We start from the raw sequence: 11,835 nt of genomic DNA on the forward strand, positions 1-11,835 counted from the left end.
GCCACGCCGCAAGGCGCCCGGCGCACAGGAACCGCAGCATATGGGGTATATGTGAGGATTCCGACCGGGCTGGCGTTCCAGCACCGCGCAACGCAGCGATTCGCCCGTGCAGGCATTTGTGCAGTGTTTCCCTAACCCGTGATCGCTCGTCCACTCCTGAGTGTAGGACCACGCGCCGCGCCGATTGTCACGCTACCCGCTCGACGGCGATCGGCGGGTCAATCCTTAGTCGACCAGGGCATCACAGCCGGCCGCGAATCGGTTAGCATATGGAAGAGGTTTCCATAAACGGACTTGCCATAACGAATTCCCGACCGGCCCGTGAGTGCCGATGTCAGCGCAGCAAGAGGACCCCTTTCCATGACCGACCGCATCACCCGTCACCGCCTCAAGGTGGCCGCCGACCTCGACCGCTTCATCACCGACGAGGCCCTGCCCGGCACCGGCGTCGACCCCGAGGCCTTCTGGGCCGGCGTCGATGCCCTGGTCCATGACCTCGCGCCGACCAACCGCGACCTGCTCGCCGAGCGCGAGCGCCTGCAGGGCGAACTCGACGCCTGGCATAAGGCCCAGCCCGGCGCGGTGCGCGACCCGGCTGCCTACCAGGCGTTCCTGCGCGAACAGGGCTATCTCGCCGCCGACCCGGGCGAGGTGCGCGTCACCACCACCGACGTCGACGCCGAGATCGCCGTGCAGGCCGGTCCGCAGCTGGTGGTGCCGGTCAACAACGCCCGCTACGCGCTCAACGCCGCCAACGCCCGCTGGGGCAGCCTCTACGACGCCCTCTACGGCAGCGACGTGATCCCCGAGACCGACGGCGCCGAGAAGGGCACCGCCTACAACCCCAAGCGCGGCGAGAAGGTCATCGCCTATGCCCGCGAGGTGCTCGACGAGGCCGCCCCGCTCGCCGAGGGCTACCATCGCGAGGCCACCGGCTACGCGATCCGCGACGGCAAGCTGGTCATCAGCCGCGGCACCGGCCGCGAGACCGGCCTGGCGCGCCCCGACCAGCTGGTCGGCTACCGCGGCGACGCCGCCGCCCCCGAGGCGGTGCTGCTCGCCCATCACGGCCTGCACCTGGAGATCCAGATCGACGCCGGYCACCCCATCGGCCAGACCGACCCGGCCCACGTCAAGGACCTGCTCGTCGAGGCCGCGGTGACCACCATCATGGACTGCGAGGACTCGGTGGCCGCCGTCGACGCCGAGGACAAGGTCGGCGTCTACCGCAACTGGCTGGGGCTGATGAAAGGCGATCTCGCCGARTCCTTCGCCAAGGGCGACAAGACCGTCACCCGCCGGCTCAACCCGGATCGCGACTACACCGCCCCCGACGGCGGCAGCCTGCGCCTGCCCGGGCGYTCGCTGCTGTTCGTGCGCAACGTCGGCCACCTGATGACCACCCCCGCGGTGCTCGACGGCGACGGCAACGAGATCCCCGAAGGCCTGCTCGACGGCGTGCTYACCGSCCTGATCGCCATCCACGACCTCAASAAGGGCGASGATCAGCCGCGCAACAGCCGCACCGGCTCGGTGTACATCGTCAAGCCCAAGATGCACGGGCCGGCGGAAGTCGCCTTCGCCAACACCCTGTTCACGCGCATCGAGGACGTGCTGGGCCTGGCGCGCGACACCCTCAAGATGGGCATCATGGACGAGGAGCGGCGCACCAGCGTCAACCTCAAGGCCTGCATYCATGARGCCGCCTCGCGGGTGGTGTTCATCAACACCGGCTTCCTCGACCGCACCGGCGACGAGATGCACACCGCCATGGARGCCGGCCCGATGCGCCGCAAGGGCGACATGAAGAGCGCCCCCTGGATCCAGGCCTACGAGGCCAACAACGTCCAGGTCGGSCTGCAGTGCGGCCTGCGCGGCCGCGCCCAGATCGGCAAGGGCATGTGGGCGATGCCCGACCTGATGGCCGCCATGCTCGAGCAGAAGATCGGCCACCCCAAGGCCGGCGCCAACACCGCCTGGGTGCCCTCGCCCACCGCCGCGGTGCTCCACGCCCTGCACTAYCAYCAGGTCGACGTCGCCGCCGTGCAGCAGACGCTGGAATCGCGCCCGGCCACCGACTACCTCGACGACCTGCTCAGCGTGCCGGTGGTCGAGCGCCCGGACTGGTCGGCCGAKGAGATCCAGCAGGAGCTCGACAACAACTGCCAGGGCATCCTCGGCTACGTGGTGCGCTGGGTCGAGCACGGCGTGGGCTGTTCCAAGGTCCCCGACATCCACGACGTGGGGCTGATGGAAGACCGCGCCACGCTGCGCATCTCCAGCCAGCACATCGCCAACTGGCTGTATCACGGCGTGATCAGCGAGGCCCAGGTCAAGGAGACGCTCGCGCGCATGGCGAAAGTCGTCGACGACCAGAACGCGCACGATCCGGACTACACGCCGATGACGTCGCACCTGGCCGACTCCAGCGCCTTCCAGGCCGCCTCGGACCTGATCTTCAAGGGCCGCGAACAGCCGGCGGGCTACACCGAGCCGTTGCTGCATCATTGGCGGGCGGTGCACAAGGCCAAGGAACGCACTGCCTAAATGCCTGCGCGGGGGTAGCGCGGCGTTGCACAATACTCGGAATCCTCACCTATGACGTATAGGCTCCGGTTCCTGCGTGTTGTGCGCCTTGCGCTACGCCCCGCTCGGCGATTTATCCAGCGCTTCCCGTGGGGTAACCCTGGCTTTGGGCTAGTCTGATGCTCGTGGCTCGCGCTCTGTGCGGCCGGATTGCGTTGCGCTATCTTGGGCGCAGTGACACGCCGAGCCCAGCGCCAGGAGATCCCCCCATGACCGTGATGACCGCTGCCGCCATCGAGGAGTTTCTCGACGAGGTCTTTCCCTTCCGTCAGGGCACCATCGAGGGGGTCGACGAGATGCGCGCGACCATGAGCCTGGCCATCGAGGACGAACACCTGCGTCCCGGGGCCTGCGTCTCCGGGCCGAGCATGATGGCGCTGGCCGATGTCTGCCTCTACGTGGCGATCCTCGCCCAGATCGGTCCCGAGGCGATGGCGGTCACCAGCGACATCAACTGCCATTTCCTGCGTCGCGCCCGCGGCGATCGCGACCTGATCGCCAACGCCCGACTGATCAAGCTGGGCCGTCGTCTGGCGGTCGGCGAGGTCGAACTGTTCTCGGCCGGCGACGACGAGCCGGTGGCGATCGTCACCGCGACGTACGTGCTCCCGGACCGCGACGAGGACGACGACTGAGCGACTCTCGTCACGGCGCTCAGCCGGCGGTCCCGGCCGGCCGGGACCGCCAGGCACTCACCGCCAGCGCCAGCCAGCCGGTCATCAACAGCAGCCCGCCGAACGGGGTGATCAGCCCCAGGCGCGGCGTCCCGGTGAGCGCCAGCAGATACAGCGACCCGGAGAACAGCACGATTCCCGTCCCCCAGAGACTCAGCGTCACGGCCTGACCGCGCAGCGGTTGTCGTGACCGCCATACCAGCACCGCGAGCATCGCCAGGGTGTGCCAGGCCTGATAGCGAACGCCCGTCTCGAAGACGTCGAACAGTCTTGGCGGGATCCGTCCCTGCAGGCCGTGCGCGGCGAAGGCGCCGGCCGCCACCATGATGAAACCGCTCAGCGCGACCGCGACCCAACTGGCTCGATGCGGCATGTTAAGAGACTCCTGAATGACTACGCTTGGGAAGCACTGCATAAATGGCTGCGCGGGCCAATCACGTCGTTGTGCGGTGCGCGGAATCCTCACCTATACCCCATAGGCTCCGGTTCCTGTGCGCCGTACGCCTCGTGCTTTACACCGCTCGCCAATTTATTCAGCGCTGCCTGAATAAGGACGCAATAACCCGCTGTTGGCGTTCATGTTTCGTTATCCGGCGCCGGTCGCTATGATGCGGCCCGCCGCCGGGCTCCCTGACGACACGCCGGCTACCGGTGGTACCAAGAAAACAAGGCTTAGAACGCTCAGGAGAATGATGCCATGGAATCCCTCGTCTCGCTCATCGCGCCCTTGCGCGATGGCCTATATGCCGTCATGACCCCGGTCAGTGACTTCATCTGGAGCTATATCCTCGTCTACCTGCTGCTGGGGGCCGGGGTGCTGTTCACGGTGATGACCCGCGGCATGCAGTTTCGCCTGTTCGGCCACATGGCCAAGGTCACCGTTTCCGCCCGCGGGGCCGGCGAGGGGGTCAGTGGGTTCCAGGCCTTCGCCACCTCGCTGGCGGCGCGCGTCGGCACCGGCAACCTGGCCGGGGTGGCGATCGCCCTGTGGGTGGGCGGCCCCGGGGCGATCTTCTGGATGTGGATCACCGCGCTGGTGGGCTTTGCCACCGCCTTCGTCGAATCCACCCTTGCCCAGACCTACAAGCATCGCAACGAGGACGGCGTGTTCCGTGGCGGGCCGGCCTATTACATCGAGCGCTGCCTGAACGCGCGCTGGCTGGGGGCGCTGTTCGCGGTATTCCTGCTGATCGCCTACGGCCTGGCCTTCAATGCCGCGCAGTCCAATACCATCGCCCAGGGCATGAACGGCGCCTTCGGCATTCCGACCTGGCTGACCGGCGTGGTGCTGGTCTGCGTGGTGGCGGTGGTGATCTTCGGCGGGCTCAAGTCGGTGGCACGCACCGCCGAGTTGATCGTGCCGTTCATGGCGATCGCCTATCTGCTGGTCGCCTTGTGGATCCTGTTTGCCAACATCTCCGAGGTGCCGGCGATGCTGGCCTTGATCGTCAAGAGCGCCTTCGGCTTCGGCCCGGCGGTCGGCGGGGCGGCCGGTTACGCCATCAAGGCGGCGATGGAGAACGGCATCAAGCGTGGGCTGTTCTCCAACGAGGCGGGCATGGGCTCGGCGCCCAACGCCGCGGCTCAGGCCACGGTCAAGCATCCCGCCGCCCAGGGGCTGGTACAGTCGTTCGGGGTGTTCGTCGATACCCTGGTGATCTGCAGCTGCACGGCGGTGGCCATCCTGCTTTCCGGCGTCTATGAAACGCTGCTCAGCGAGTCCGCCGGCCAGTCGATCGAGGGCATCAAGCTCACCCAGGATGCCATGGTCGACCACCTCGGCGCGTTCGGCGAGATCTTCATCGCCATCGCCATCCTGCTGTTCGCCTTCACCTCGATCATCGCCAACTTCTCGTTCTCGGCGGTGAACATCGAGTACCTGTTTCGCGGACATGCCAAGAAGGCGGTACACGTGCTGCGCTGGGTCGTGTTGGCGATGACCATGATCGGCGCGCTGGCCAAGCTCGAGTTCGTCTGGCACTTCGCCGATCTGGCGATGGGGCTGATGGCCACCACCAACCTGATCGCCATCCTGATCATGTCGCCGATCGCCATTCGCGTGCTCAAGGACTACGAGCGACAGCGCAAGGAGGGCGTCAGCGAGCCGGTGTTCGATCCCAAGGTGCTCAAGCGCCCCGACCAGGTCGACGCCGACGTCTGGCCGCCCAAGGATGTCTGAGTGAGGATTTGGCGTTAAAATGACGGCCCGTCGACCCCGACGGGCCTTTTGCTTTTTCGACCCACGAACGCGGGGGTAGCCATGCAGATTCAGCTCAATGGGGAACGGCGTGATCTCGACGGCCAGCCGACCATCAGCGATCTGGTGACGACGCTGGGCCTGGCCGGGCGGCGCATCGCGGTGGAAGTCAACGAGGAGATCGTGCCGCGCAGCCAGCATGCCGCGACCCGCCTGACCGAGGGCGACCGGGTCGAAGTCGTGCACGCCATCGGCGGCGGCTGAGTCGGCCGTCTTTCGTCACCGGGGCCCGTCGCCCCCTTCACCATCCCGTAGCGCCTGCCCGTCGGCCATCGCCGCCTCGGGCGGGGCCCAGGAGTTGTCATGACCGATCGTCATCTGGATCAACCGTGGTGCGTCGCCGGCCGCGAATTCACCTCGCGGCTGCTGGTCGGCACCGGCAAGTACCGCGATCTCGACGAAACCGCCGCCGCGGTGGCGGCCAGCGGTGCCGAGATCGTCACCTTCGCCGTGCGTCGCACCAATCTGGGGCAGAACGCCGACGCGCCCAATCTGCTCGATGCCGTCTCCCCCGAGCGTTACACCCTGCTGCCCAATACCGCGGGCTGCTACACCGCCAGGGATGCGGTGCGGACCTGCAAGCTGGCGCGCGAGCTGCTCGACGGCCACAACCTGGTCAAGCTCGAGGTGCTCGGCGACGACAAGACCCTCTATCCCAACGTGGTCGAGACGCTCAAGGCCGCCGATGAGCTGGTCCGTGACGGCTTCGACGTGATGGTCTATACCAGCGACGACCCGATCGTCGCCAAGGAGCTCGAGACCCTCGGCTGCAGCGCGGTGATGCCGCTGGGGTCGCTGATCGGCTCCGGCCACGGCCTGCTCAACCCGGCCAGCCTGCGGGTGATCCTCGAGAATGCCGAGGTCCCGGTGCTGGTCGATGCCGGTATCGGCACCGCTTCCGACGCCGCGCTGGCGATGGAGATGGGCTGCGCCGGGGTGCTGATGAACTCGGCGATCGCCCATGCCCGCCACCCGGTGGTGATGGCCGGCGCCATGCGCAAGGCGATCGAGGCCGGACGCGAGGCGTTCCTCGCCGAGCGCATGCCGCGGCGTGCCTACGCCGAGGCGTCGTCCCCGACCCAGGGCCGTATCACCGACTGACCGAAATTCCGCGACATGAGTGACGATCGCTTGACCGCCGATACCCCCAAGGCCGCCTCTTCCGAGACCGCGGCGTCGCCAGAGAGCAACGAACGGCCGCGCCGCGGCGTGAAGAGCTACGTGCTGCGTGCCGGGCGCATGACCGCCGCCCAGACCCGCGGCCTCGAGGAGGTCTGGCCGCGGCTGGGGCTGCGCGTGGCCGACGGGCGCCAGGATCTCGAGGCCCTGTTCGGGCGCCGCGCGCCGTGCGTGGTGGAGATCGGCTTCGGCATGGGTGCCTCGCTGATCGAGCAGGCCGAACGTCATCCCGAGACCGACTTCATCGGTGTCGAGGTGCATGCGCCCGGTGTCGGCAAGCTGCTCGACGAGGCCGACAAGCGCGGGCTCACCAACCTGCGCGTGTACCGCGAGGATGCCCTCGAGGTGCTGAGCCAGTGCCTGCCCGAGGCCAGCCTCGAAGGGGTGCAGCTGTTCTTCCCCGACCCCTGGCCCAAGAAGAAGCATCACAAGCGGCGCATCGTCCAGCCGGCGTTCGTCGCGCTGGTGCGCTCGCGCCTCAGGCCCGGCGGCTGGCTGCACATGGCCACCGACTGGGAGGCCTATGCCGAGCACATGGCCGAGGTGCTGAGCGAGGCGCCGGGGCTGCGCAACACGGCGCCCGAAGGCCACTACGTGCCGCGTCCCGCCTTCCGTCCGCTGACCAAGTTCGAGACCCGTGGCGAGAAGCTCGGCCATGGCGTCTGGGATCTGATCTACGAACGCGTCGAGGGCTGAGCGCCTCGTCTTGCCCCGGGGATGCCCGTACCGCCGCCTGTTTTCCCGCCCGACAGAAAAGCGGCGACTCCGAGGAGTCGCCGTAAGGACCGTGACTAGCTTGATGAGGAGAAACCATAAGCGGGAACCTGACTTCCTGCTTAGGCCACGATGTCTGACGAGCATCGTGTTTAAACAGTAATCATTAGCATTTGAGATGTCAAATCTTTCGCGAGGCTTTTTTGCACTCGCTCGTCGGTTCGTCGAGAAAGCGGTTGCATGGACACAAAAAGAAGGCGGCGACTCGAGGAGTCGCCGCAAGACCGTGACTAGCTGATGAGGAGATAACCATGGCAGGAACCTGACATTCGCTGCGATGGTCGTGTGATGCCTGGCGAGCACCACACGGATAAAAGTAATGATTCTCATTTTATCTGTCAAGGAGAACGAGAAACATTTTCAACAAAGCCCGTGTCAGCCCGTCAGGCTCAGCCACAGCGGCAGACTGAGCATCGCCAGCAGGGTCTGGCCGGTGATCAGCGCCGCCATCAGCTCGGCATCGCCACCCAGCTGCCGGGCGAGGATGTAGGCCGAGGTGGCGGTGGGCAGGGCGGCGAAGAGCAGGGCCACGTCCCGGCTCACCGGATCGAGCCCCGTGAGGGTCGCCAGGGCGAGAACCAGGGCCGGCATCAGCACCAGCTTGATGGTGTTGGCGGCCCACACGCCGCGATCGATGCGCAGCAGGGCGTGCGGGCGTAGCGCCACGCCCACGGCGACCAGCCCCAGCGGCAGGGCGGCACGGCCCAGCAGGCCGACGGCGCGCTCGCTCCAGCCGGGCAGGCCGATGCCGCTGAGGTTGAGCGCGATGCCGGCGAGGCAGGCGAGGATCAGCGGATTGCGGGTCAGCGCGGCGAGGCTCTTCGACAGGCTGGACGGGCCCAGGGTGCCGGCGGCGATGAAGCTCGCCACGCACAGCACGTTGATCGTGGGTACCATCAGCGCGACCGCCACGGCGGCCACGGTGGCGCCGGCCTGCCCGTGCAGCGCCGCCGCGCCGGCGACGCCTACGTAGGTGTTGAAGCGTAGCGCCCCCTGGAACACCGAGGTGAATGCCGGCGCCGCCAGCGCCAGGTGCTTCTTGAACAGCCACAGCAGCGCAGAAAAGCCGCCGATGCCGCCCAGCAGGGCAATGGCCACCCGGACCACGGGAACCTGCGAGACATCGGCGGTGGCCAGGGTGGCGACCAGCATGGCGGGAAACAGCAGGAAGTAGATCAGCCGCTCCATGACCGGCCAGAAGTCCGCCGAGGGCAGGCGACGCCAGCCGAGCACGGCGCCCAGCAGAATCAGCAGGAAGAGGGGACCCAGAGCGTCCTGGACGCCGGACATGACGACTCTCCTTGTCAGGCTATGACACGCCGTGAGGCGACGGGATTCGATAACCTTACGCGAGTCACGATCGCGGACAAACTGATAAGCTTACCGCGATTCCGACGCCTGTCGACGAGGCCCGCCACGCAACCCATGCACCACCAAGACGATGACAACGCGCGCTCACCCCTGCTCAAGCTACTGATCGTGATCACCCTGCTGACCATGATCGTGGCGGTGGGCTACCTGATCAGCTATTACACCCGCGGGGGCAGCGAGGAGGTCACCTGGTATCCGCCGGACATGCCGTGCGACCTGCATCACGGCAGCTGTCACGCCGGCCTGGGCGGTGGGGGCGGTCTCACCCTGTCGCTGGGCGGGGCCATCGTGCCGCTCGAGACACTGCCGATCGACGTTCGGCTCGACGGCATCGACGCTCGTCGGGTGGTGGTGGAATTCATCGGCCGCAACATGAACCTGGGGCTGAACCGTTACGTGCTCGAAAGGCGGGGGGCGGGTCATTATCACGGCCGCGGCCTGTTGAGCAGCGGCGGCGAGGCGATCACGCCGTGGCGGGTGGAGGTGATCGTGAGTACCGACGAGGGGCGTGTGGGCAGCTGGTTCGACGTCGACGTGCACCGCCGGGTGCCGTGACGCATCGGCGGGCGGTAAACACGGCCTCCGGAGGCACCGGAGGCCGTCGCTAGGGCCGGGAGACTACCGGCCCCGCTGAGGGGGCAGGACTCAGCCCTGCTTCTCGTCGCTCTTGGCGTCGGCGGTGCCTTCCTGCTGGGCGGCAGCCTTGTCGTCGGCATTCGCCGAGGCGTCGTCGTCCTGCTTGGTGACGTCGAGCAGTTCGACCTTGAAGGTCAGCGCCTGATTGGGGCCGATCGGGCCGCCGGTGCCGGCCGGACCGTAGGCCAGGTCGGAGGGCAGGTAGATCATCCAGGTATCGCCGACGTGCATCTTCTTCAGGGCTTCCTGCCAGCCGGGGATGACCTGGTCCACCTGGAACTCGACCGGCTCGCCACGCTTGTAGGAGCTGTCGAAGACGGTGCCGTCGATCAGCTTGCCCTCGTAGTTGACCTTGACCTGGTCGTTGTCGTCCGGCGAGGCGCCGTCACCGGACTCGAGCACCTTGTACTGCAGCCCGGAGTCGGTCACCTTGACGCCATCCTTCTTGGCATTCTCGGCGAGGAACTTCTCGCTCTCGGCCTTGTTCGCATCGGCGAGCTTCTTGGCCTCGGCCTTGCGCTCGGCCATCTTCTGCTGCTGGAACTGGGTCAGCGCCTGGGTCATCTCCTCCTTGCTCAACTGCAGGTCGTCGCCGGCATAGACGTCCTCGATGGCCTGCGTGAAGCTGTCGATGTCCAGATCCTTGATGTCCTGGGACAGGCTTTGGCCGAGCGTTACGCCGATGCTGTAACTGAGTTTTTCCTGGTCGCTCTGCGGTGCGGCCAACGCCAGCGGGGCCGTGGCCAGCAGCGTCAAGGCAACGGCGGTCACCCGTGTCTTCATGAAATCTCCTCGGATTCTCGATTCGGCAAGCGATGTCATTGGTCGGCTGGCGAGCATGAAGGCGCCAAACCGTCTCATGGGACTCTAACAGGGTGGATTATGTTCCGCATCCCGGGTCATTTGGCCGCCAACTTGACATCGCAAAGCCTTTGCTCTTTTCTGGATTTACATCGACAAAAAGGGGAACGAGATGCAAATGCGCAATATCGTCATCGGCGTTACCGCTCTGGGCATGGTGGGGGTCGCCTCTTCGGCCTTCGCCGATACCTGGCGCTTCGGCCTCGAGGAGACCGAGGGCAGTGTCCAGTACGGCTATGCCGAAGAGTTCAAGAAGCTGATCGAGGAGAAGACCGACGGCGACGTCACCGTCCAGTTGCTTCCGTACGGCTCCTGGGGCTCGAACTACTCGGCGCTGTACGACGCCGTCCAGAACGGGGCGATCCAGATCGGCTTCGGTTCCGGCTTTCTCGGCGGCACGGTGCCCGAGAGCCAGTTGATGAGCCTCAACTTCGTCATGCCCAACGACCAGCTCGAGACGGCGAAGATCCTCAACTCCGACGCCTTCCTCAAGAGCGATGCCTGGCAGCAGTCGTTCCGCGAGCGTGGTCTGGTACCGCTGGGTGCCCTGCCCGAGGGGTATCAGGTGTGGACCGCCAACAAGGAGATCCGCACGCCGGCGGACATGCAGGGGCTGCAGATCCGCGTCATGGATAACAGCCTGCTGCGCAAGACCTACGAGGCCTACGGCGCGTCGCCGATCACCATCGCCTACGGCGAGCTCTACAGCGCGCTGCAACAGGGCCAGGCCGAGGGCAACATCCAGCCGGTGTTCGCCCACGAGAACATGGGCTTCTACGAGGTCCAGGACTACATGATCTTCGCCGATCAGTCGCAGTTCGTGGCCAATCTCATGGCCAACGAGGACTGGTACGAAGGCCTGTCCGACGACCAGCGCAAGGCGCTCGACGCCACGCTGGGCGAAATGGTCCAGAAGGGCCATGACATCCAGACGCAGTTCAATTCCGAGCGTCTCGACACCATCAAGGAAAAGAGTGATATCAACATCATTCACCTGAATGACGAGGAGCGCGAGCAGTTCCGCGAACTGGCCAAGCCGATTCGTCAGGTCTACGTCGACATGGTCGGCGAGCGCGGCAAGGAAGCGCTGGACATCGTCCTCGACCAGATCGACAAGGCCGGAGCCGGCAGCGACCAGGGCTCCTGATACACCGCCATACCCCGGCCGGTCATGTGCCGGCCCGGCGATTCCGTCGCCGATTCGACGCCCGGAAGCCACTCTTCCGGGCGTTTGCGTGTCTGGCTCCTGAGCCACGAGCCACGAGCCACGAGCCACGAGCCACGAGCCACGAGCCACGAGCCACGAGCCACGAGCCACGAGCCACGAGCCACGAGCCACGATCGAGAGACTAGTGGGAGGGAATTTATTCCCGATGGCGGAGCCCCGAGGCCGATACATGGCGAATCGACTTGCTCCCACGCCTCCCGGTACGAGCCAAACCGTGTTGGCAAAAGCCTGCCGGGCAGCAAGCGATGATGAAAAAGGCCCGGCGCGAG

11 protein-coding genes are annotated in these 11,835 nt (G+C 66.3%); 8 read left to right on the forward strand and 3 right to left on the reverse strand.

The window, feature by feature from the left end; genetic code table 11:
- The first annotated feature begins 360 nt into the window (after nucleotides 1-360).
- Both D0901_RS14475 and D0901_RS14480 read left to right on the forward strand, forming a co-directional pair.
- Nucleotides 361-2,547: a malate synthase G gene (locus tag D0901_RS14475; protein WP_129141015.1), complete on the forward strand. Its 2,187-nt coding sequence runs from the start codon at nucleotides 361-363 to the stop codon at nucleotides 2,545-2,547.
- A gap of 248 nt (nucleotides 2,548-2,795) precedes the next feature.
- Nucleotides 2,796-3,221, forward strand: coding sequence for a PaaI family thioesterase (locus D0901_RS14480; protein WP_129141016.1), 426 nt, complete (start codon nucleotides 2,796-2,798; stop codon nucleotides 3,219-3,221).
- A 19-nt stretch (nucleotides 3,222-3,240) separates the two neighbouring features.
- On the opposite strand, the gene D0901_RS14485 is transcribed toward D0901_RS14480, so the two are convergent.
- A complete protein-coding gene (locus tag D0901_RS14485) occupies nucleotides 3,241-3,633 on the reverse strand; it encodes a DUF423 domain-containing protein (protein WP_129141017.1) in 393 nt (130 codons plus the stop codon).
- Between the two features lie 324 nt (nucleotides 3,634-3,957).
- Here D0901_RS14485 and D0901_RS14490 point away from each other — a divergent pair, with 324 nt between their 5' ends.
- The 4 genes from D0901_RS14490 (at nucleotide 3,958) to trmB (ending at nucleotide 7,392) form a co-directional block, all read left to right on the forward strand.
- Nucleotides 3,958-5,439, forward strand: coding sequence for an alanine/glycine:cation symporter family protein (locus tag D0901_RS14490; protein WP_129141018.1), 1,482 nt, complete (start codon nucleotides 3,958-3,960; stop codon nucleotides 5,437-5,439).
- 81 nt (nucleotides 5,440-5,520) lie between these two features.
- Complete coding sequence (gene thiS / locus D0901_RS14495) at nucleotides 5,521-5,721, forward strand: sulfur carrier protein ThiS (protein WP_129141019.1); 201 nt, start codon at nucleotides 5,521-5,523, stop codon at nucleotides 5,719-5,721.
- 99 nt (nucleotides 5,722-5,820) lie between these two features.
- Nucleotides 5,821-6,618, forward strand: a complete 798-nt coding sequence (locus D0901_RS14500) for a thiazole synthase (RefSeq protein WP_129141020.1) — start codon at nucleotides 5,821-5,823, stop codon at nucleotides 6,616-6,618.
- Between the two features lie 15 nt (nucleotides 6,619-6,633).
- Entirely contained in the window at nucleotides 6,634-7,392 is a 759-nt protein-coding gene (gene trmB, locus D0901_RS14505) for a tRNA (guanosine(46)-N7)-methyltransferase TrmB (RefSeq protein ID WP_129141021.1), read from the forward strand.
- A 453-nt stretch (nucleotides 7,393-7,845) separates the two neighbouring features.
- Here the strand turns inward: trmB and D0901_RS14510 are convergent, their stop codons facing one another.
- Nucleotides 7,846-8,760, reverse strand: coding sequence for an AEC family transporter (locus D0901_RS14510; protein WP_129141022.1), 915 nt, complete (start codon nucleotides 8,758-8,760; stop codon nucleotides 7,846-7,848).
- A gap of 135 nt (nucleotides 8,761-8,895) precedes the next feature.
- Between D0901_RS14510 and D0901_RS14515 the strand changes: the two genes are divergently transcribed.
- Complete coding sequence (locus D0901_RS14515; RefSeq protein ID WP_129141023.1) at nucleotides 8,896-9,396, forward strand: hypothetical protein; 501 nt, start codon at nucleotides 8,896-8,898, stop codon at nucleotides 9,394-9,396.
- 90 nt (nucleotides 9,397-9,486) lie between these two features.
- On the opposite strand, the gene bamJ is transcribed toward D0901_RS14515, so the two are convergent.
- Nucleotides 9,487-10,260 (reverse strand): BamJ family beta-barrel-assembly machinery protein, encoded by a 774-nt coding sequence (gene bamJ / locus D0901_RS14520; protein WP_129141024.1) that lies wholly within the window; start codon nucleotides 10,258-10,260, stop codon nucleotides 9,487-9,489.
- Nucleotides 10,261-10,456: 196 nt separating this feature from the next.
- Here bamJ and dctP point away from each other — a divergent pair, with 196 nt between their 5' ends.
- The gene (gene dctP / locus D0901_RS14525) at nucleotides 10,457-11,485 is read left to right on the forward strand and encodes a TRAP transporter substrate-binding protein DctP (protein ID WP_325051847.1); all 1,029 of its coding nucleotides are present in this window, start codon (nucleotides 10,457-10,459) and stop codon (nucleotides 11,483-11,485) included.
- Nucleotides 11,486-11,835 lie beyond the last annotated feature (350 nt).

The organism is Modicisalibacter coralii (genome assembly GCF_004117855.1).
GTDB classification, from domain to species: Bacteria; Pseudomonadota; Gammaproteobacteria; order Pseudomonadales; family Halomonadaceae; genus Modicisalibacter; species Modicisalibacter coralii.

Coding starts and splice junctions, on each gene's coding strand:
- D0901_RS14510 (WP_129141022.1), bottom strand. CDS start 8,760: ATGTCCGGCGTCCAGGACGCTCTGGGTCCCCTCTTCCTGCTGATTCTG.
- thiS (WP_129141019.1), top strand. CDS start 5,521: ATGCAGATTCAGCTCAATGGGGAACGGCGTGATCTCGACGGCCAGCCG.
- D0901_RS14515 (WP_129141023.1), top strand. CDS start 8,896: ATGCACCACCAAGACGATGACAACGCGCGCTCACCCCTGCTCAAGCTA.
- D0901_RS14480 (WP_129141016.1), top strand. CDS start 2,796: ATGACCGTGATGACCGCTGCCGCCATCGAGGAGTTTCTCGACGAGGTC.
- trmB (WP_129141021.1), top strand. CDS start 6,634: ATGAGTGACGATCGCTTGACCGCCGATACCCCCAAGGCCGCCTCTTCC.
- D0901_RS14500 (WP_129141020.1), top strand. CDS start 5,821: ATGACCGATCGTCATCTGGATCAACCGTGGTGCGTCGCCGGCCGCGAA.
- bamJ (WP_129141024.1), bottom strand. CDS start 10,260: ATGAAGACACGGGTGACCGCCGTTGCCTTGACGCTGCTGGCCACGGCC.
- dctP (WP_325051847.1), top strand. CDS start 10,457: ATGCGCAATATCGTCATCGGCGTTACCGCTCTGGGCATGGTGGGGGTC.
- D0901_RS14485 (WP_129141017.1), bottom strand. CDS start 3,633: ATGCCGCATCGAGCCAGTTGGGTCGCGGTCGCGCTGAGCGGTTTCATC.
- D0901_RS14490 (WP_129141018.1), top strand. CDS start 3,958: ATGGAATCCCTCGTCTCGCTCATCGCGCCCTTGCGCGATGGCCTATAT.